Genomic DNA, 21,854 nt, shown 5'->3' with positions numbered 1-21,854 from the left:
GCCTATGACGGCATCACGTGGTGAGTACCTTTTTGTCAGGGTATACACCTGTTAATGATGTTTCGTGGGATCTCTTCGGGTCGAGGGTGGGGAATGACGCGTCCACAGTGTCCTCGGATGGTTGCCGTGCTCGCGCGGTGGCTGCTCGGCACAGGGTTGGTCACGTGGCGCTACCTGTGGGAGACGACGCCTCTGCACCGTGGCGGTGAGTGCCGGGGTGACGAGTCGGACCTTCCACCGCAGTTGTCGCCCGAACTGGTCGATGGCCGGGTGCAGTTGGCGCAGGACGGCTGTGGTCCCCTGTTCCACCGCCTCTTTCGCGTGCGCATCGCGGACGCCGACATCGGTCCGGAAGCCCTCATCGAACGGATCTGTTGCGACTTCAAGCGGTTCGTGCCGTCCGAGGTCGTCGACGTCCACACGGGTGAACTCCGCGACCACGGTCTCGACGTCGCCGACGAACTGCTGGTGGAGATGCCAGGACCCTGGAACGGACCCGTCAAGGTCGTGCGCCGCGACGCCGATCTGCTGCACCTGGTGACGCTGCGCGGTCACATGGAGGCCGGTCAGGTGCAGTTCCGTGCGCGCCAGGACGACGGCCTGCTGGTGTTCGAGATCGAACTCTGGGCGTGCCCGGGCAACCGGCTGGTGCATCTTCTGTACTCGCACCTGCGCTTGGCGAAGGAGATCCAGCTCAACATGTGGGTCCGGTTCTGCCTGTCCGCCGCCTCGATGTCGGGAGGACGACCGGTCGACGGTGTGCACATCTCCACCCGCCGGCTGGATGCGCCCGAAAGGGCACCGGCCAGCCCGCTGCCCTCGGTCGGGAAGAGCTCTTCGGGCGGGGTGCCGAGCCGGGCGGCACAGCCGACGGGAGGGCTGCGCGAACCCGGCGCCCATCGGGACCGCCGGCGAAGGAACGACACGTGACGGCCAACCCGCTACGGGACCGGATCGTCGTGATCACCGGAGCCGCACGCGGGCTCGGGGCGGCACTGGCGCGCGAACTGGCCCGGCGGGGGGCGCGCCTGGCACTTCTGGGCCACGAGGGGCCCGAGCTGGATGTCCTGGCGGCGTCCCTGCCCACCACGGCACTGGCCGTCGAAGTCGACGTCACCGACAGCTCCGCGCTGGACGAGGCGGCAGGGCACGTCCGCGGCCGCCTCGGCCGGCCGTCGGCGGTCGTGGCCAACGCGGGAATCGCCGAGGGAGGCCCTTTCGCGACGTCGGACCCCGCCTCGTGGCGCCGTGTCATCGATGTGAACCTGACGGGCAGTGCCCACACGGCACGGGCGTTCCTGCCCGACCTGACGGCGACGGCGGGCTACTTCCTGCAGGTGGCGTCGCTTGCGTCTCTCGGAGCCACCCCCATGATGAGCGCCTATTGCGCCTCCAAAGCGGGTGCGGAAGCCTTCGCGCACACCCTGCAGGCCGAGGTGGCGCACGAGGGGGTCGCGGTGGGCGTCGCCTATCCCGCCTGGGCGGACACCGACATGATCCGCGCAGCCGAAGGCTTCCCGGCCCTGCACAACCTGCGCGTGCGCATGCCCCCTGGCGTCCGGACCATCCATCCGGCCGATGCCGTCGCCGTCCGCCTGGCGCGCGCTGTCGAGCGCCGCAGCACGGCTGTGTACATCCCGGCGTGGCTGCGTCTCGTGCAGCCCCTGCGCTGGGCGCTGCCGCCCGTGGTACTACGGCTGGCCCGGCACGATCTGCCCCGCTGGGACACGGGACACCCGCTGAGTGCCACGGGCAGGCTGGGCGCCGGCGGACGGGCCGACCGCGCTGCGGCCGCACAGGACGACGGCCGGCAGCGCTGATCCACCTCCACAGCGCCGGACGAGAGCGGGACCACGTCGGACTGTCGCGGGACAGCGCCCGGGCGGGACAGCCCCGCGTCGCGGCATCGCCCGGAGACCCCCACGCTGGAAGAGCAGCAGCCGGACCGTCGAGACCGGCGCGAAGGAGAACCGGCACGGCGAAGAAGCGCGACGGCGAGGCCGCGGGCCGTATGGTCCGGGCTTCGCGGTGATGGCCGGCAAGGCGCAGGGCCGGCGCGGCCTTCGATCCGTCGCTCCCACAGGGCGATCGACAGCACCCGAAGGAGTCCGTAGATGAACGCCCCACCGCATGCCGGCGCGCGCCGGCGCCGTCCAGCCGGACAGGGCGCCGACCTGAAGCTGCTCGGCATCTATCTCAACGACCACCTCGCCGGCGCCACCGCCGGAGCCGCACGCGCCGCCCGTCTGGTGCGCGCCTCCCGGGGTTCCGCGCTCGGCCGCGCCCTCGGGCCCGTCGCGGTGGAGATCGCCCAGGACCGGGCAGCGCTGTTGGCCATCATGCGCGATCTCGGCGTTCCCGTTCGCCGCTACAAGGTGTACGCGGGATGGGCCGGTGAGAAGGCGGGGCGTCTGAAGCCCAACGGCGGCCTGGTACGTCCCTCTCCGCTGGGCGTCGTGCTGGACCTGGAAGCGCTGCGGCTGGCGACCGAGGGGAAGGCGGCTGTGTGGCAGACCCTGAGCCGACTGAGCGCAACCGACGAGCGCCTGGACAGCACACGGCTCGAGACGCTTCTGGAACGCGCCCGGCGGCAACAGGACACCATCGAGGAGTGGCGGGCCCGCAAGGCTGAGGCGGCGTTGCGTGGGACGGCCGACTGAATCCGCGGCCACAAGCTGCTGCGGCCCTACGTCCGCCCGTCGCCCCGTCGACCCGTAGCGCGCGGCAGCCCTGCGATCAATGGCGCCTGGGGAGACTTACGAGCCCGGGCCGGTGTGCGGGATGCGCAGGGCGAGCAGGGCGAGGTCGTCGTGGCCGTCGCTGGGGTGGTGGTCGGCCAGGGTGCGGCACCACTGGTCCAGGGGCAGGTGCTGGTGGGCGCGGGCGAGGGCGGCCAGTGCGTCCAGGCACTGCTCCAGGGGGCGGTCGGGGTGTTCGACCAGGCCGTCGGTGAAGAGCAGCACCGTGTCCCCGGGGGCCAGGACGTCCGTGTGGTCGGGGCGGGGCAGGTGCTCGTCCACCCCGAGGGGGAGCCCGGGCTCGCCCTCCAGGTAGCGGGTGTGCCCGTCGGGGGTCATCACCAGCGGAGGCATGTGGCCGGCGGTGGACCAGTGCAGGCGCCAGTTGCCGACGGCCGGTTCGATGCGGGCCAGGCACGCTGTGGTGACGGGGGCCTCGGTGATGGCGTGCAGGGTGTGATCGAGGCGGTACAGGACCAGGCTGGGCGGGGTGCGCCGGTCGTACAGCAGGGCACGCAGCATGTTGCGGATCTGCGCCATCGCCGCGGCGGCGGTCAGGTCGTGGCCCAGGACGTCGCCGATGATCATCGCGCAGGAGCCGTCCGGCAGCATCAGTGCGTCGTACCAGTCGCCACCCAGGTGGTGGCCGGGGGCGGTGGCGGGCCGGTAGACCGCGGCCGCGGTGAACGGCGTCAGATCGGGCAGGGTGGGCAGCAGCAGCCGCTGGAAGCGCTCGGCTGAGGAGCGGGTCTGCTCGAAGAGGCGGGCGTTTTCGATGGCGACACCGGCCGCGCCCGGCCAGTGCGGTGACGATCTCCTCGTCGTGGCCGTCGAAGGGCTTGCCGTCGCGCCGGTCGCACAGGTAGAGGTTGCCGTGGATCCGGCCGCGCACGCTGATCGCCACCCCGAGCAGCCCGCGCATCGGCGGATGTCCCTGCGGGAAGCCGACGGAGTCCGGGTGGCGGGTGAGATCCTCGACGCGCAGCGGCTCGGGATGGTGGATGAGATGGCCGAGCAGGCCCCTCCCGTGCGGGAATTCGCTTCCCGCCAGGTCCTCGTACTCCTGGGGACTGAGGCCGAGGGGGATGAACTCCTCCAGAGCCGTGCCGTCCGGGGTCAGCACGCCGAGCGCGCCGTAGCGAGCGTCCACCAGTTCCATGGCGGTGCTCACGATCCGCCGCAGCACCGAGGGCAGCTCCAGCTCCCGGCTGACGGCGAGGACCGCATCCAGCAGGGCCTGCATCCGCCGCTGCGCCTGGGCGAGCCGGCCGATCCGCTCCGAGATGCGGTCCAGGTCCTCGTCCCAGCTGAGTCGGGGCAGTTCCGGGCGCCGCCGGTCGTCGTCCCGGACCACTGTTCCCACCTCTCCTCGCACAATGACACGGCACTGGCAACCCTAGAACACAGAGCCGTCGCATCGACGTCTCCCGCAGTGCCGCGACGATGCGCTGAGCGGGGACTGTTCCTGCCGGCAGGGGGTAGGCGGCCGCTGCTGGCCGGGGCGGGCGGCGTGGTCCTGGGGAGGTCATGCGCCGCCCTGCCCTTCCGCTCATGAGGGTGACAGGGGGACGGTCCGGTGTCTGTGCCTGGGGGCCGGCTTTGGGGGAAGGAAAGCTGCCGCCGAGTTCTTCGGCGCGGCTGCCGAGGCGGCCGATTCGCTGCGGCGGGTGCCAGCGGCGTTGATGTCGCGGCCGTTGTCGGCCAAGACCAGGCGCGGGGTGTGATCTGGTGCCGCGGGCAGTACTTGTGGTTCTCCGGCCGCTCGGCGATCGTGTGGTCACGGTGGGAAGCGGAGCGTCGGCCTGGCACTCGCAGCCGTCTTCGGTCGGGTAGGGGCGGAGGGTGGCGCGTAGGGCGGCGGGGCGTGCCCCATCGGCTCTATTCGGCCCAGGCATGCTCCAGCAGGGTCCGGAAGGTGGCGGGCTCGCGACCGGTCAATTCGGCGAGGGCCGGGTCGACGGTGGTGAACTCACCGTCTCGTGCGGCCGTGAAGATGCTCAGCATCAGGTCGGCGATCGGGGCGGGGACGCCGTGCGTCAGAGCCTGCTCGCGGAAAGCGTCGTCGGGGACGGCGGTGCGGGTGAAGGGCCGCCCGGTGACCTGGGAGGCCGTCTCGGCGATCGCGTCGAAGTCGAGCGCCGCCGGGCCGGTGAGCGGCGGGGTGGGCCCCTCGAAGCAGCCCTCGTCGGTCAGGATCGCCGCGGCGGCCTCGGCGAGATCGTCGTGGCCGGTCCAGGCGACGGGGCCGTCGGCGGGAAGGGCGATGTCGCCCGTGTGGCGGGCGGATTCCAGGAACCGCAGGGCGCTGGCGGCGTAGAAGCCGTTGCGCAGCGCGGTCCAGGGCAGACCGGTGGCGCGCAGTAGATCCTCGGTCTGGGCGTGGTCACGGCATGCCTGGAAGTGGGAGTCGTGGGCGGCGCCCACCTGGCTGGTGTACAGGATGCGGCCGACTCCGGCCTTCACGGCGGCGTCGATCGCGGCGCGGTGGCCGGTGACGCACGCCTCGCCCGTGCGGTCGAGGGAGACGAGCAGCAGTTGCTCGGCGTCTTCGAAGGCGTGGGGGAGTGAGGCGGGGTCGTCGAAGCTGCCCTGCCGGACGCGGACGCCGCGGTCGGCGAGGTCCTGGGCCTTGCGGGGGTCGCGGACACTGACGCCGACGCGGCCGGCGGGGAGGCGCTCCAAGAGGCGCTCGACAATGCGGCGGCCGAGGTTTCCGGTGGCTCCGGTCACGATGATCACGGGATTCTCCCAACGCTGTTTCCAGTGGAATCGTTACGACGATAACATCGATACTCACGATGGAAGCAAATTTTTGTTATCGTCGATACATGCCTGTCCGTGACACCGCCGACGGCGCCCGCCGGCGCATCATCGAGGCGGCCGTCGAGCTGCTGGAGAGCGGCGGTCCCGCCGCGGTGAGCACCCGGGCGGTCGCCGCCGCGGCCGGGATGCAACCGCCCGCCATCTACCGCCACTTCGGCGACAAGGACGGCCTGCTGGAGGCGGTCGCCGAGCACGGCTACACGGAGTTCCTGGAGACCAAGCGCGCGCATCTCGACCCCGCGCCGAAGGACCCGGTGGAAGAACTGCGCCGGGCCTGGGACATCGTGGTGGAGTTCGGCGTCTCACGCCCCGAACTGTTCGCGTTGATGAACAGGGTCACCGGCTCGGAGGCGAACGCGGCGCACCGCGCGGGCCTGGAGATCCTCCGCGACCGGGTGCGCCGGCTCGCGGCCGCGGGATGGCTGCGGGTCGACGAGGAACTGGCCGCCCAGATCATCCAGGCGACTGGCCAAGGCGCGGTCGCAACCTGGCATTCCACCCCCGCGGAACGCCGCGATCCCGCCCTGCTGGCCGTCCTTCGCGAGTCGATGATCTCTGCCGTCACCCGCGCCGAACCGCTGGTCCCCACCGCGGAGACAGGCCCCGCCCCAGCGGCCCGCGCGCTGCGCGCCGCCCTCACCGGCGGCACCGGCGTACTGAGCGACGCGGAGGAGCGCCTGCTGTCCGAGTGGCTCACCCGTCTCGCGGCGGACAAGCCGAAGGCCTGATCCTTTGCCGGCCCCTCTCAAGCTCCAGGGCGGCGTCAGCCGGCCGTCACCGTGTCGAAGTCGTGGCAAGGAACCCGGCGAAGCCCTGAATCGCTTCCGTGCGTCGTCAGTGAGAGGTGATGACGTGACGGAGGAGCATCCTCGTGCGCGGGAGGCGTTCAGCCTCTCGTGAGGTCCAGCACGGTGTCGAAGCGTGTGCTTCGGTCCGCCTCGGCGAGGATCCGGGCGGCTGCGGCGTTCACCTGAGCCGGTATGTCACCGCGTTCCGCGACGAGCTTGTCGTAGATCGGCGCGTCGCCCCAGGCGTGCCGGATGCCGTCCTGCTGATTCACTGGGTGTCCTTTCCCGGGTGTACAAACGGCTGAAGAGTGTAGAGGTGTTCGGCGGGCTCGGCACTTCAGCACGAGACCGGCGCCCCTTCACCTGCGTGCTCTTCGAACACTGCCTGCGCCGCAGCGCCGACTTGCGAGTCGCCCTGGCCTGAGGGAGCCGCCTTCCCTGAGCTCTCTCGATCGGTTCGCCGGGAGGTGAGCAGGCAGGCGCCGTGCTCCCCCGCGAGCCCGGAGTCCCCATCCCCCGGTGGAGGCGGCGGCCTGCAGTGTCCCCCGCCGGAACGGCAGCGCGCTCTGCCGGTGGTGCTGCGTCTTCTTCCCTATGGGCCGCGCCGGGCCGGCGGCAGTCTGCTGGAAAACACGGCTGGGAGGCTCACAGTGACGACAGGCCCGGCCCCTGACGGGGCACCGAACGACGTGGACACCCCTGCGGCATCCTTCGCCCAGCGCCGGCTGTGGTTCCTGGACCAGCTGGCGGGCTCCTCCACCGGATCGATGCTCCCCCTGGTGCTGCGGCTGCGCGGCCCCCTGGACACGGGCCGGCTGGAGCGGTCGCTGTCCGGGATCGTGGACCGGCACGCGGTGCTGCGCACCCGGTTCACCGCCGTCGACGGCGAGCCGGTGCCGGTCGTGGACCCGCCGGCGGGCGTGGTGCTGGAACACACCGACGCCACCGGCCCGGCCGACCTGTTCGAGCGCCTTCTGGGCCGTCCGGTGGACCTGTCCGCTCAGCATCCGATCCGGGCGACGCTGGCCCGGGTGGCGCCCGAGGAGCACCTGCTGCTCGTCGAGGTCCACCACATCGCGGTCGACGGCTGGTCGTGGGGCGTCCTGCTGGACGAACTCGCCGCCGGCTACCGCGGCGAACCGGTCGCCCCGCCCGCCGTGCAGTACGCCGACCTCGCCCGCAAGCAGACCGAACGCCTCTCGGGTGAGCGCCTGGAGCGCCTGCTCGCCCACTGGCGGGACCGGCTCGACGGGCTGGCCCCGCTCGACCTGCCCACCGACCGGCCGCGCCCCCGCGTCTGGGACGGCTCCGGCGACGTCGTCCGGTTCGGGCTGAGCGCCGACCTGGTCGCCGCCGTCGACACCCTGGCCCGCTCCCGGCGTGCCACCCGATACATGGTGCTGCTCACCGCCTACCAGGCACTCCTCGGCCACTGGTCGGGCCGTACCGACGTCGCCGTGTGCAGCACCCTCGCCGACCGCGCGCAGCGCGGCGCCGATGCGTTGATCGGGCCTCTGGTGAACACCGTCGTGCTGCGCACGGACCTGTCCGGCCGGCCCGGGTTCGGCGCGCTGCTGGACCGGGTGCGCGGCCGGGTCCCGGCCGACCTCGCGCACGCCGAGGCGCCCTTCGACCTGGTGGTGGGCGCGCTCGGCGGCTCCCGCGACCTGTCCCGGCATCCGCTCGCCCAGGCGTCGTTCACCCTGCTCAACTCCCCGATCCGGCCGATCCGGATGCCCGGCCTGGACGTGAGCCTCGTCGAGCCGCCGCTCACCGAGACCCCGCTGGACGTCTTCCTGGACCTGACCCTGCGCCACAACGGCAGCATCGCCGCCGTCCTGCAGTACGCCACCGCCTTGTTCGACGCCGGCACCATGCGCGCGTTCGCCCGCGCCTACCCGGCGCTGCTGCGCGCCGTCCTCGCCGATCCCGACACACCCGTGCAGGACCTGGTGCGTGCGCTGCCCACCGGGCCCGGGGCGCCGGCCCGCCCGCGCCCCGAGTGGCACCGGGCGGACGACCGGCCCTCGGGTCCGGTGCCGCCGGTCGCCTTCCAGGGACGGCCGGACGCGACCGCCCTGCGCTGCGGCGCCGACAGCGTCACCTATGCCGAACTGGACGCCATGACCGGCGGACTCGCCGCCGCGCTGCGCGGGGCCGGGATCAGCGCGGGCAGCGCGGTGGGCGTGCTGCTGCGCCGCGGGCTGTGGTCGGTCGCCGCCATCGGGGGGATCTGGCGGGCGGGCGGCGCGTACGTCCCGCTCGACCCGGAACTTCCCGCCGAGCGGCTGCGCTTCATGGCGGAGGAGGCCGGGCTCGCCTGCGTGGTCACCGACCCGGCCACCTCCGGTGCCGCGACCGGCCTCGCCCCCGTCACGGTCGACGTCACCGCCGTCGTACCGGCTGCGGACGGCCCCCGGCACCGGCCCGACCCTCGTGAACTCGCCCATGTCATCTTCACGTCGGGGTCCACGGGCCGGCCCAAGGCGGTGGGCGTGGAACACGCCGCGCTCGCCTCCCATGTCGCCGCCGCCACGCAGCGCCTCGGCATCACCGCCGACGACCGGGTGCTCGCCTTCGCCTCCTTCTCCTTCGACGCCTCCCTCGACCAGGTGCTGCCCGCCCTCACCACCGGCGCCACTGTCGTCATGCGTCCCGACGAGCCCTGGCTGCCCACCCAGGTCCCCGAGATCGTCCAGCGGCACCGCCTGACCGTCGTCAACGTGCCGCCCACCTACTGGTCGGAGCTGACGCTGTGCCTCGACCGCCGGCAGGCCGCGGCCCTCGCCTCCCTGCGCCTGCTGGTCCTCGGCGGTGAAGCCGTCCCGGCCGACACCCTCGCCGCCTGGCGCGCCGCCGTTCCCTGGGCCCGCGTGTGCAACGCCTACGGACCGACCGAGACCACCGTCACCGCCACCACGTACGACGCCGACGAGCCCCCGGCGGGCAGCGTCCCCATCGGCAGGCCGCTCGGCGACCGGCGGGTGTACGTGGTCGACGCCGACGACGAACCGGTGCCCGTCGGCGTGTGCGGTGAACTGCTCATCGGCGGCACCGAGGTGGCCCGCGGCTATCTGAACCGGCCCGCGCTGACCGCCGAACGCTTCGTGCCCGACCCCTACGGGCCGCCCGGCGCCCGCGTGTACCGCACCGGCGACCTCGTCCGCTGGCAGCCCGGCGGAGACCTGGAGTTCGTGGGCCGCCGCGACGACCAGGTCAAGATCCGCGGCTTCCGGATCGAACTCGGCGAGGTCGAGACCGTGCTGCGCGCCTGCCCGCTCGTCGGCGCCGCCGCCGTCCGCCCCGACCGGGCCACCGGACGCAGCCTGACCGGCTACGTCGTACCGGCGCCGGACGCGCCCCGCGCGCCGGACCGGGCGGAACTGCGCGCCTGGTGCGCGCGCCACCTGCCGCACTACGCCGTCCCCTCCGACTACGTCGTCCTGGACGCGCTGCCGGTCGGCGTCTCCGGCAAGCTCGACCGCTCCGCCCTGCCCGATCCGGACCGCACCCGCTCCGGCGACGACCACGGACACACCGAGCCGCGCGACGAGACGGAGCGGATCGTCGCCGAGGTCTGGGCCGACGTCCTCGGCCTGGACCGGATCGGCATCGACGACAGCTTCTTCGACCTCGGCGGGCACTCCCTGCTCGCCACCATGGCGGTCTCCCGGATCGCCCAGCGGCTGGGCCGCGACATCGAGCTGCGCACCGTCTTCGAGCACCCCACCGTCCGCGGCTTCGCCCCCCGGGTGAGCGCGGCACGCGCCAGCGGGGCCGGCGAGGTGACGCCGGTCGACCGCGAGCGGCCGCTGCCCTTGTCGTTCGCCCAGGAACGCCTGTGGTTCCTGGACCGCACCTCCGACCGCGGCGACTCCTACCTGCTGTGGTACTGCTGGCGGGTGCGCGGCGGCCTGGACCGCACCGCCTGGCAGCAGGCCCTGGACGACCTGGTGGTACGGCACGAGGTGCTGCGCACCGCGCTGGTCGAGGCCGACGGCCGCCCCGTGCAGCAGGTCTGCGACCCGGTGGGAGTGCCGCTCCACTGGGAGCCGGCCCCCAAGGCCCCGGACGAGCCGTCCCGCCTGGAGGCGGTGCGCGCGGCCGCCGCCGCCCTCGCCACACGCCGCTTCGACCTCGCCCGGCCGCCCCTGCTGCGGGCCGGAGTGTGGGAACTGGCCGACGACGACCACGTGGTCCTGCTCGCCCTGCACCACGCCGTCACCGACGGCTGGTCCAAGGGCGTCCTGCTGGACGAGCTCGCCCGGCACTACGCGGCCCGCCGCACCGGCCGGAGTGCCGAACTGGCGCCGCTGCCCGTCCAGTACGCCGACTTCGCCGTCTGGCAGCGCGACCGCGCCGACAGCGGCGCCCTGGAACCCCAACTGGCCTACTGGGAAAGCACGCTGGACGGCGCGCCCGTACTGGAGCTGCCCACCGACCGGCCCCGCCCAGCGGTGTTCACCGGCCGGGGCGGCGCCGTGGAGGTCGAGCTGCCCGCCGCCCTCGTGGACCGCGTGGACGCCTGGGCCCGCCGGCGCGGCGCCAGCCGCTTCATGGTGCTGCTCGCCGCCGCCCAGGCCGTACTCGCCCGCTGGACGGGACAGCACGACGTGTCCGTGGGCACACCCGTCGCCGGGCGCGGCCGGCTCGACCTGGAGCCGCTGGTCGGCTTCTTCGTCAACACCGTCGTCCTGCGCACCGACCTGTCCGGGCGGCCGACGTTCGCCGCCCTCGTCGACCGGGTGCGCGACGTCGTCCTGGGCGCATTCGACCACCAGGAGGTGCCGTTCGAACGGGTGGTGGAGCGGCTGCGCCCGGAACGCGACCTGTCCCGCAACCCCCTGTTCCAGGTCATGGTGGACGTCCAGGACGCCTCCACCGGCGGCTCCGGCCTGCCCGGACTGGCGACGACCGACTTCACCCTGCCCTGGGCCTCGGCAAAGTTCGACCTGACCGCGACCTTCGTGATCCGCCCGGACCGGTTCGCCCTCAACGTCGAGTACGCCGCCGACCTGTTCGACCCGGCCACCGCCACCCGGTTCGCCCGGCACGTCGGCCGCCTGCTGGAGACGTTCCTCGCCGACCCGGGCGTCCGCGTCGACGAGGCGCCCCTGCTCACGCCCGGCGAGCGCGCGCGGCTCCTGGCCGCGGCCGGGGCGGACGCGGCGCCCGCGCCGGGGTTCCGCGTCGCGGGCGCTGCGGACGCGACCGCCGTCGTCTGCGAGGACACCGCCCTCGACTACAAGGGACTGCACGCCCTGACCGGCGGACTCGCCGCCGCGCTGGCCGGCGCGGGTGCGGGCACGGGCGACGCCGTGGGCGTGTGCGTCGGCCGGGGCGTGTGGTCGGTGGCCGCGATGCTCGCCGTGTGGCGGGCGGGCGGCGTGTACGTGCCGCTCGACCCCAGGCTGCCCGAGGAGCGGCTGCGGTACATGCTCCAGGAGGCCGGAGTACGGCACGTGGTCTGCGACGGCGGCACCCGGGACACCGTGGCGGCGCTCGGAGCGGCCGCGGTCGACGTCCGCGACGTCCGGCCGGACCCCGACGGCCCCCGCCACACCCCCGACCCCGACTCCCTCGCCTACGTCATCTTCACCTCCGGCTCCACCGGCCGGCCCAAGGCGGTCGGCGTCGAACACCACGCGCTGGACGCCCATGTGGCCACCGCCCGCGAGAAGTTCGCGCTCACCGCGCAGGACCGGGTGCTCACCTTCGCCTCGACGTCCTTCGACGCCTCCCTGGAGCAGATCCTCCCGGCCCTGAGCGCCGGGGCCACGGTGATCGTCCGCCCGGACGAGATCTGGACCCCCGAGCAGCTGGCCGCACGCGTCGCACGGGAGCGGGTCACCGTCATGGAACTCACCCCCTCCTACTGGGCGGAACTGGTGGCCCGCCTGGACGAGGCGGCGCCCCACCTGGCCTCCCTGCGGCTGCTGGTCACCGGAGGCGAGGCCCTGCCCGCCGACCCTCTGGAGCGCTGGTTCGACCGCCTGCCCTCGGTCCCCGTGGTCAACACCTACGGCCCCACCGAGGCGGTGATCTCCGCGACCGCGCACACCGTCGACTCCCCGCCGCGGGGCCGGGTGCCCATCGGCCGCGCCCTGGGCAGCCGCCGCGCCTACGTGGTCGACGCCCTCGGCGAGCCGGTGCCGGACGGCGTACCCGGCGAACTCCTCATCGGGGGCGCCGAGTTGGCGCGAGGATACCTGGGCCGGCCGGGACTGACCGCCGAGCGGTTCGTGCCGGACTCCTTCGGCCGGCCCGGCGGGCGCCTGTACCGCACCGGCGACGTCGTGCGCCGACTGCCCTCCGGAGAGCTGGAGTTCCTCGGCCGCAACGACGACCAGGTCAAGATCCGCGGCTTCCGCGTCGAACCGGCGGAGGCCGAGGCGGTGCTGCGCCGCCACCCCGGAGTCACCGGCGCGGCGGTCGTCATGCGCACCCTGAACGGCGAGCCCGCCCTGGTGGGCTACGCCGCCGGCAGCGGACTGTCGGAAGAGTCCCTGGCCACCCACTGCCGGGCCCACCTCCCGCACTATCTCGTCCCCTCCGCGTTCGTCCTGCTCGACGCCCTGCCGCTGACCGTGCAGGGCAAGCTGGACACCGCCGCCCTGCCCGAGCCCGCCACCCGCGCCCCGCGCGCCCTCGTCGCGCCGCGCACCCCCGCCGAGACCGTCGTCGCACAGGTGTGGTGCGAGGTGCTCGACCTGCCCCGGGTCGGCGTCCACGACGACTTCTTCGCCCTGGGCGGCCACTCCCTGCGCGCGGTCGCGGTCGCCTCCCGCCTGCGCACCGCGTTCGACTGCCCGCTCGCCGTCCGCGACCTGTTCGAGCACCCCACCGTCGAGCGGCTGGCCGCCGAAGTGGAGCGCAGACTGCTGGAACTGATCTCCCAGATGAGCGACGACGAGATCGACCTGTCGCTCACCGCCGACTTCTGAGGGCGCCACCGCCCTGCCCCGGCTGCTTCCCACAGACCTGAGATCGGAGTGCCCTCATGACCACATCCGACGTACGACCCGGACCCCTGGCCTCACCGGACGCCCTGTCCCCGGCCGCCCGACGGCTGCTGGAGCGGCGGCTGCGCGGCCACAGCGCCGCACGGGACGCGGGACCCGCCCGGGTCCTGCCCCGCCCCGAACGCGTCCCGCTGTCCGCCGCCCAGCAGCGCCTGTACTTCCTCGACCGGCTCGACCCCGGCGCCCCCACCTATCTGCTGCCGGCCGCCTGGCGGTTCACCGGCCCGCTGGACATACCGGCCCTGCGCGCCGCCCTCGGCGACCTCGTCGCCCGGCACGAGCAGCTGCGGGTCGTCTTCCCCGAGCACGAGGGCGTCCCTCACCAGCGGGTCCTGCCCGCCGGCGGGACACAGCTGGACGTGGTCGAGGTGACCGGGCCGGCCGGCGACGACCGCGAGCGGCGCCTGACCGCCGCCGTGCACGCCGCCGCCCTGCGCCCCTTCGACCTGGCCCGCGAACCCGCATTCCGGGCCACCCTGGTCCGCGCCGCCGACGACGACCACGTCCTCGTCCTCGCGATGCACCACATCGTCTCCGACGGCTGGTCCCTCGGCCTGATCGTCCGCGACCTCACCGAGCTGTACCGGGCCCGGACCGAGGCACGCGCCGCCCGGCTGCCCGAACTGCCCCTCGACTACACCGACTACGCGATCTGGCAGCGGGAGAGCGACCAGTCCGCCGCCCTCGACCACTGGCGCACCCGACTGGCCGGCCTCACCCCGCTGGACCTGCCCACCGACCACCCGCGCCCCGACACCCCCGGCAGTCTCGGCGCCACCCACACCCTCGCCCTGCCGCCCGACCTGTCCGGCGCGCTCGCCGACCTCGGCCGACGGGCGGGCACGACGCCGTACATGACGGTGCTGGCCGCCTTCCAGGCCGCGCTGGCCTTCCACAGCGGGCAGCGCGACATCGCCGTCGGGACCGTCGTCGCCAACCGCGAACGGGCCGAGACCGAACAGCTCGTGGGCTTCTTCGTCAACACCCTCGTGCTGCGCGCGGACCTCTCCGACGACCCGACCCCGGCGGCGCTGCTCGCGCGCACCCGGGAGCGCGTCCTGGAGGCCTTCTCCCACCAGTCGCTGCCGTTCGAGCAGGTCGTCGACGCGCTCAGCCCGGACCGGGACCTGGCCCGCAATCCGCTCGTCCAGGTCCTCTACACCCAGACCGACACCACCGGCTCCGACCTGGCCCTGGGACAGACGCACGGGACGCCGTACCGGATCGACCTCACCACGGCCAAGTTCGACCTCACCCTCGACCTGCGCGACGGCGACGGGCGCACCGACCTCGTCTTCGTCTACCGGCCCGACCTGTTCGCCGAGTCCTCCGTCGCCGCCCTGGCCCGGCACACCCTCGCCCTGCTGGAGGCGTTCCGCGCCACCCCCGACCTGCCGCTCAGCGCCATCGACCCCCTCACCCCCGCCGAACGCGCCCATCTCCTCGGCCCGGACGGACCCGCGAACACCGGCCACCGGCACGCACCCACCGGGCGCGCCGCCCCGGAACGGCTCGCCGAGCACATCCGGCGCGCCCCGCACGCCACCGCCGTGAGCGGATCGGGCCGCACCCTGACCTACGCCGAACTCGACGCCGCCGCAAGCACCCTGGCGCGCCGGCTGCGCGGCGCCGGGGTCGGGCCCGGCTCACTCGTCGGCGTCTGCCTGGGCCGCACCCCCGACCTGGCCGTCGCCCTGCTCGCCGTGTGGCGCGCCGGCGCCGCCTACCTGCCGCTCGACCCCTCCCACCCCCCGGCGCGCCGCGCCTTCACCGTCACCGACTCCGGCATCGACTGGATCGTGACCGACACCGCCACCCGTGCGGCCGTGGAGCAACTGCCGGTCCGGCTCGTCGTCCTCGACGAGGAACCGTCCGACCCGCCCGCGCCGGGCGACGACCTCCTGCCCGGCCCCGACGACCTCGCCTACGTCATCTACACCTCCGGCTCCACCGGCCGCCCCAAGGGCGTCGAGCTGACCCACGCCAACCTGGCCTGGCTGCTGGACGCCGCCGACCACCACTTCGACTTCGGGCCCGCCGACGTGTGGACCCTGATGCACTCGCCCGCCTTCGACTTCTCCGTGTGGGAACTGTGGGCGCCGCTGACCAGCGGCGGACGCGTCGTCGTCCTCACCGGCGACGAGGTGCGCGACCCGGAGGCGGTGCACCGGGTGCTGCGCGAGGAGCGCGTCACCGTCCTCAACCAGACCCCGGCCGCCTTCAAGGGCCTGCGCGCCCACCTGAGGGACAGCGGCGCCTCCTTCGCGGACCTGGCGCTGCGCACGGTCGTCTTCGGCGGCGACGCCTTCGACGTCCGCGACTACCGCGACTGGTTCACCGCGCCCGGACACCGGCCCGCCCTGGTGAACATGTACGGCATCACCGAGACCACCGTGCACGTCACCTTCCGCCTGATCACCGAGGAGGACGTCGCCGGAACGGTCCGCTCGCCCATCGGCCGGCCGCTCGCCGGGCAGCACGGTTACGTCCTCGACTCCTGGGGCCGGCTCGTGCCCCCCGGCAGCGTCGGCGAGCTGTACGTCGCGGGCGGCGGCGTGGCCCGCGGCTACCGCAACCGCCCCGAGCTGACCGCCGAACGCTTCCTCGACGACCCCTTCGGTCCGCCCGGCGCCCGCATGTACCGCACCGGCGACCTGGTCCGGGTGCTGCCCGACGGCCAGCTCGGCTACGTCGGCCGCGCCGACCACCAGGTGAAGATCCGCGGCTACCGCATCGAACCCGGGGAGATCGAGACCGCCCTGCGGGCGCTGCCCGGGGTCGCCGACGTCGCCGTGGTGGCCCGCCGCGACGGCGGCACCGCCCGGCTGGTCGCGCACGTCGTCACCCCCGAGGGCCGCCCGCTCGACCCGCCCGCTCTGCGCGCGGGCCTCGCCCTGACCCTGCCCGACTACATGGTCCCGGCCCTGTTCGTCCGCCACGAGCGGCTGCCGCTCACCGCCAACGGCAAGGTGGACCGGGGCGCGCTGACCGCCGTCGCCCCCGCCTCGACGGGACAGCGCGCGCACGTGCCGCCCCAGGGCCCGGTGGAGCAGGCCCTGGCCGGGGTGTGGAGCCAGGTGCTCGGCGCCGAACACGTCGGCCGCACCGACAACTTCTTCGAGCTGGGCGGGGACAGCATCCTCGCGCTGCGCCTGGTCGGGCTCGGCCGGCTGGCCGGGCTCGGGTTCACCGTCGCCGACGTGTTCCGCGCCCGCACCCTCGCCGACCTGGCCGCCCTCGTCACCGACGCGGCCGACACCCCCGCCCCGGTCGCGCCCTTCTCGCAGCTGGACCCCGCCGACGCGGGCCGCCTGCCCGACGGGCTCGCGGACGCCTACCCGCTCACCATGCTCCAGGCGGGCATGCTGCACGAGATGCTCGCCGACCCCCGCCGCGGCGCGTACCACAACGTCACCGACCTGAAGATCACCGTCCCCGAGGGCTTCGACCTCGGCGCCTTCCAGGCCGCCGTCGACGCGGTGGTCGCCGGCCACCCCATCCTGCGCACCTCCGTCGACCTCGTCTCCTACCGCGAACCCCTCCAGCTCGTCCACCGCACCGCCCACCTGCCCGTCGGCTACACCGACCTGCGCGGCCTGCCCCGGGAGGAGCAGCGCGAGCGGCTGCGCCGGTTCGTCGACGCGGAGTTCGAGCGCCGCTTCGACCTGGCCACCGCGCCCCTGGTCCGCATCCACCTGCACCACATCACCGACCACGACCTGCGGCTCGTCCTCACCGACTGCCATGTCGTCCTGGACGGCTGGAGCCTGACCTCACTCGTCGCCGACCTGCTCGCCCTGCACCGCGACGCCGTCGCCCACCGCATCGCCCCGCAGCCGCCCGACGCCCCCGCCTTCGCCGAGTACGTCGCCCTCGAACGCGCGGCCGTGAACAGCGAGGAGTCCCTGCGCTACTGGCGCGAACGGCTCGCCGACCTGCGTCCGGTGACCTTCCGCCGGCGCCCCGCGGGCGCGGACACCGGGCAGCCGCCGGTGCACGAGGTCCGCCGCTCCTACGCCCACCTCGCCGAACGCATCGGCCGGCTGGCCAAAGAAGCCGGCGTGCCCCGCCGTACCGTGCTCATCGCGGCGTTCCACCACACCATGAGCCTGTTCGCCGACCGCGACGACAGCGTGTCCGGGCACAGCATCGGGCTGGTGACCAACGGGCGTCCCGAGGTGCCCGGCGCCGACCGGATGCGCGGGCTGTTCCTGAACACCGTGCCGTTCGGCGTGGCCCGGCCGCGCGGCAGCTGGCTCGCCTACCTGCGGGACGTCTTCGCCGCCGAACAGGAGATGCTCCCGCACCGCAGGGTGCCGCTGGTGCACATCGCCCGGTTGCGGCCCACCGAGCCGAACCTGACCGACGCGGTGTTCAACTACGTCAACTTCCACCGGCTCTCGCACGACTCCTGGGACGACTCCCTGGAGATCGCCCGGACCATGTTCCCGCTGCTCGTGAACGCGAGCGTCAACGCCTTCACCCTGGACGTGGACCCCGCCTTCGTCGCCCCCGCCACCGCGGAGCAACTGGCCGACGTGTACTGCGCCCAGCTGGAGGCCATGACCGCAAACCCGCACGCCCGGGTCACCCGCCCCGCGCTGACCGGCGCCGCCCGCGCCACCGCCCTCGACGTGTGGGCGCGCGGACCGGAGATCCCCTCCTCGCCCCTGCTCTTCCACGAGCACATCGCCGGCCACGCCGCCCGCACCCCGCACGCGGTCGCCGTCGAGCACCGCGGACAGCGGCTGACGTACGCCGAACTGCAGCAGCAGGCCGAGCAGTTGGCGCGCAGGCTGCGGCGGCTCGGGGTCGGCCCGGAGACGGTGGTCGGCATCTGCGCCGAACGCGGCCCGGACCTGGTGCGCGCCGCCGTCGCCGTGCTCCGCTCGGGCGGCGCCTTCCTGCCGCTGGATCCCCAGCACCCCACCGAGAGGCTGGCGTTCATGGCAGAGGACAGCGGCATGCGGGTGCTGCTGACCCAGCGCGCGCTGGACGGGACCGTGCCCTTCGCCGGACCCGTGATCCACCTGGACGCCCCCGCGGAACCGGTGGACCCCGTCCCCGGCAGGGAGCCCGACGCCGACACCCTCGCCTACATCATCTACACCTCCGGCTCCACCGGCACCCCCAAGGGCGTCGCCATCCCGCACCGCGGCCTGTCCAACATGATCGAAGGCCAGCGCGACCTGGTGCGCCCCGCGCCCGACGACCGGGTGCTGCAGTTCGCCTCCTTCGGCTTCGACGCCTCGATCCTCGAACTCACCTGGTCCCTCGCCAACGGCGGCCGGCTCGTCACCGCGCCCAAGGAGGAGCTGCGCCCCGGCCCCGACCTCGCCCGCACCCTGCGCGAGGCACACGTCACCTGCGCCATGCTGCCGCCCAGCGCCCTCGCCGTGCTCGGCGACGACGACTTCCCCGGGCTGCGGGTGCTCCAGGTGGCCGGCGAGGCCTGCCCGGCGGAACTGGCCGACGTCTGGGCGCGCGGCCGGCGCTTCCACAACGTCTACGGCCTCACCGAGACCTCCGTGTGGTCCGTCGCCGCCGAACTCACCCCCGGCCAGGGCACCCCGCCCATCGGCACGCCGATCCGCAACACCCGCATCCACGTCCTGGACGACGACCTCCAGCCCGTCCCGGCCGGCGTACCCGGCGAGATCTACCTCGGCGGACAGGCCGTCGGCCGCGGCTACCTCGGCCGGCCCGCCCTCACGGCCGCCACCTACGTCCCCGACCCCTACGGCGCCCCCGGCGAACGGCTGTGCCGCACCGGCGACCTCGGCACGCACCGGCCCGACGGCTCGGTGGAATGGCTGGGACGCCGCGACTCCCAGGTCAAGCTGCGCGGCTTCCGCATCGAACTCGGCGAGATCGAGCACGCGTTGCGGCAACTGCCCGAGGTCCGCCAGGCCGTGGTCCTGCACCGCACCGACCTGCCCGGCGAACCCGCCCTCGTCGCCTACCTCGTCGTACACGGCGCGGACCGGCCCGCCCCCGAGGAGCTGCGCCGCGCGCTGCGCTCCTCGCTGCCCGCCTACATGGTGCCCGCCCGGTTCGTCGTCCTCGACGGGCTGCCGGTCAACCGCAGCGGCAAGATCGACAAGCGGGCCCTGCCCCTCCCGCCGGCCGAACTCGACCGGCGCGACGCCGAGTACGTCGCCCCGGCCACCCCGGCGGAGAAGATCCTCGCCGAGATCTGGCGCGAGGTCCTCGGACTGTCCCGCATCGGCGTCCACGACGACTTCTTCCGCATCGGCGGCAGTTCGCTGTCCACCGTCCGCGTCTCCCTGATGGCCGCCGGACGCGGGCTCACCGTCTCGGTCGGCGACCTCATCGAGCACCCGACCGTCGCCCAGCTGGCCGCGCACGCCACCAGGAACGCGGGAACGGCGCTGCCCGCCGCCGTCACCTCCGAGGTACGGCTGCGCGAGGGCGCGGGGCAGCCCCTGTGGTGCGTGCACCCCACCGGCGGCAGCGCCGCCTGGTTCGTGCCGCTCGCCCGCGCCCTGCCGCCCGGCAGGCCCGTGCACGCCTTCCAGGCGCGCGGACTGCTCGGCGGCGTCGACCCCAGCACGGTGACCGGCATCGCCGCCAACTACGTCGCCGAGATCACCGACCGGGAGGAGAAGGGCCCGCACGCCCTGCTCGGCTGGTCCATGGGCGCCAACATCGCCCTGGAGATGGCCACCCAGCTGCACCGGGCCGGGCACGAGACGGCACCGCTGGTCCTGATCGAGCCGTACCTGCCCAACAGCGCCGCCCGCGCCCGGCTGGACGGCGTCACCCGTGACCTGCGCACGGCACTGCGCCTGCGCGACCGGCTGCGCGAGATGCCGCCGTCCCCGCAGCGCGACCGGACCACGGCCGAACTGACCGCCACCCTGCTCGGCGCCGGCATGAGCCCCGCCGAGGCGGCGCTGGTCGAGGGCGCACCGATCGAGGTGTGGCACTCGCTGCTCGCCGCGCTCGCCGCCTACGAGGTCCGCCCGTACCCCGGTCACATCCACCTCGTCGTCGGCAGCGAGGCCGCCGGACTGCCGCGCGGTCGCACGATGCCGGGTCTCGACGTCGACTACGACACCTACGTCGAACGGTGGCGCGAAGTGGCCGGCGGCGGGCTCACCCTGCACATCAGCGACGGCGACCACATGTCGATGATGGCCGAGCCGAGGGTGGCCGGCATCGCCGGACTCCTCACCGCCATCGAGACGGAGGCCACCCGATGACCACCGCCGCCCCCGCCCCCGCCTTCACCGAGCGGTACCTGCTCTCCCCGGACATGGTCGCCGACCCCTACGGCTACCTCGACGCCCTGCGCGAGCACGCGCCGGTGCACTGGAGCCCGATGCACCACGCCTGGCTCGTCACCGGCTACGACCAGGTGATGCGCTGCCTGCGGGATCCCGCCGTCTCCGCAGACCGGGTACGGCCCCTGATGGACGCCGTACCGCAGGGCGCCCGCGAGGACGCCGAACGGGCCTTCGGGATCCTGTCCCGCTGGATGGTCTTCAACGACCCGCCGCAGCACCGCAGACTGCGCCAGGTCTTCCAGGAGGCCTTCGCCGCACGCGCGGTGGCCCGCTACCGCGCCTTCACCGAGAAGGCCACCCGCGCCGTCCTGGCCCGCAAGGCGGTCCCCGGCCGCGGCGGCGACCTCATGGCCGACGTGGCCAAGCCCCTGCCCGCGCTGGTCTTCGCCCGCTGGCTGGGCATCCCGCGCACCGACGCCCCCTCCTTCTGGTACTGGAACGCCCGCGTCGCCGACCTCGTCCTCGGCACCGCCCAGGAGGAGAGCGAGTACCGGGCCTCCCTGCAGGCGCTGGTGAGCCTGGAGGACTACCTCGCCAGCCTCGTGGCCCGGCGCCGGGCCGAACCCGCCGACGACCTGATCAGCCAGGTGCTGCGGGAGGGAAGGGTGGGGGAGTCGGTCACCGAGGCGGAGTTCGTCGGCATGCTCACCCAGATGGCGTTCGCCGGCGGGGAGACCACCAGCAACCTGATCGCGAACACCGTCCTGGCCCTGCACACCCGCCCCGCCCGGCTGGCTGCCGTCCGCGAAGCGCCCGAACTGGCCCAGGGCGCAGTGGAGGAGACCCTGCGCCTGGACGGACCGTCGAAGATGTCCATCCGCACCGCCGCACGCGACCTCGACCTGGACGGCCACCGGCTGCGCGCTGGCGACCGGATCTTCCTGGTCACTGCCGCCGCCAACCGCGACCCGGACCGCTTCCCCGACCCCGGCCGGTTCGACCTGCGCCGCACCGGCGCCACGCATCTCGGCTTCGGCTTCGGCGCCCACTTCTGCATCGGCGCCGCACTGGCCCGGCTGGTGGCGGTGACCGCCGTGGAAACCCTGGTCCGCGACCACCCGGACCTCGCCCTGGAGGCCCCGGAGCGGCTCAGCTGGCAGCCCTCCCTGCTCAACCGCAGCCTCACCGCCCTGCCCGTGCGCTACTGACCGGACCCGCCAACGCGTCCGCACC

The 21,854-nt window shown here is 74.0% G+C and carries 9 protein-coding genes and 1 pseudogene; 7 read left to right on the top strand and 3 right to left on the bottom strand.

The window, feature by feature from the left end; translation table 11 throughout:
• Positions 1-54 precede the first annotated feature (54 nt).
• From ACGFZN_RS32690 to ACGFZN_RS32680, 3 genes are all read left to right on the top strand, one after another.
• Positions 55-930, top strand: coding sequence for a DUF1990 domain-containing protein (locus ACGFZN_RS32690; RefSeq protein ID WP_393862075.1), 876 nt, complete (start codon positions 55-57; stop codon positions 928-930).
• A complete protein-coding gene (locus ACGFZN_RS32685; protein ID WP_393862074.1) occupies positions 927-1,820 on the top strand; it encodes an SDR family oxidoreductase in 894 nt (297 codons plus the stop codon). The genes ACGFZN_RS32690 and ACGFZN_RS32685 overlap by 4 nt, the downstream gene beginning before the upstream one ends.
• A 294-nt stretch (positions 1,821-2,114) precedes the next feature.
• Positions 2,115-2,660, top strand: a complete 546-nt coding sequence (locus tag ACGFZN_RS32680; RefSeq protein ID WP_393862073.1) for a hypothetical protein — start codon at positions 2,115-2,117, stop codon at positions 2,658-2,660.
• Between the two features lie 96 nt (positions 2,661-2,756).
• Here the strand turns inward: ACGFZN_RS32680 and ACGFZN_RS32675 are convergent.
• Both ACGFZN_RS32675 and ACGFZN_RS32670 read right to left on the bottom strand, forming a co-directional pair.
• Positions 2,757-3,981 (bottom strand): annotated as a pseudogene (locus ACGFZN_RS32675) (PP2C family protein-serine/threonine phosphatase).
• Between the two features lie 635 nt (positions 3,982-4,616).
• A complete protein-coding gene (locus ACGFZN_RS32670; protein WP_393862072.1) occupies positions 4,617-5,477 on the bottom strand; it encodes an SDR family oxidoreductase in 861 nt (286 codons plus the stop codon).
• An 89-nt stretch (positions 5,478-5,566) separates the two neighbouring features.
• On the opposite strand from ACGFZN_RS32670, the gene ACGFZN_RS32665 reads away from it, so the two are divergent.
• On the top strand, positions 5,567-6,289 hold the full coding sequence (locus ACGFZN_RS32665; RefSeq protein WP_393862071.1) for a TetR/AcrR family transcriptional regulator: 723 nt from the start codon (positions 5,567-5,569) through the stop codon (positions 6,287-6,289).
• A gap of 158 nt (positions 6,290-6,447) precedes the next feature.
• Here ACGFZN_RS32665 and ACGFZN_RS32660 read toward each other — a convergent pair whose 3' ends face one another.
• Positions 6,448-6,621, bottom strand: coding sequence for a hypothetical protein (locus ACGFZN_RS32660; protein ID WP_393862070.1), 174 nt, complete (start codon positions 6,619-6,621; stop codon positions 6,448-6,450).
• A gap of 417 nt (positions 6,622-7,038) precedes the next feature.
• On the opposite strand from ACGFZN_RS32660, the gene ACGFZN_RS32655 reads away from it, so the two are divergent.
• From ACGFZN_RS32655 to ACGFZN_RS32645, 3 genes are read left to right on the top strand one after another with little or no spacing between them, the layout of a single operon-like run.
• On the top strand, positions 7,039-13,293 hold the full coding sequence (locus tag ACGFZN_RS32655; RefSeq protein WP_393862069.1) for an amino acid adenylation domain-containing protein: 6,255 nt from the start codon (positions 7,039-7,041) through the stop codon (positions 13,291-13,293).
• A gap of 56 nt (positions 13,294-13,349) precedes the next feature.
• Complete coding sequence (locus ACGFZN_RS32650) at positions 13,350-20,597, top strand: amino acid adenylation domain-containing protein (protein WP_393862068.1); 7,248 nt, start codon at positions 13,350-13,352, stop codon at positions 20,595-20,597.
• Positions 20,594-21,829: a cytochrome P450 gene (locus ACGFZN_RS32645; RefSeq protein ID WP_393862067.1), complete on the top strand. Its 1,236-nt coding sequence runs from the start codon at positions 20,594-20,596 to the stop codon at positions 21,827-21,829. The genes ACGFZN_RS32650 and ACGFZN_RS32645 overlap by 4 nt, the downstream gene beginning before the upstream one ends.
• Positions 21,830-21,854 lie beyond the last annotated feature (25 nt).

The sequence above is a fragment of the Streptomyces sp. NPDC048192 genome (genome assembly GCF_043202415.1).
Taxonomy (GTDB): domain Bacteria; phylum Actinomycetota; class Actinomycetes; order Streptomycetales; family Streptomycetaceae; genus Streptomyces.
The sequence above is the reverse complement of the archived record's forward strand: the minus strand, read 5'-3'. Positions and strand labels throughout refer to the sequence as shown.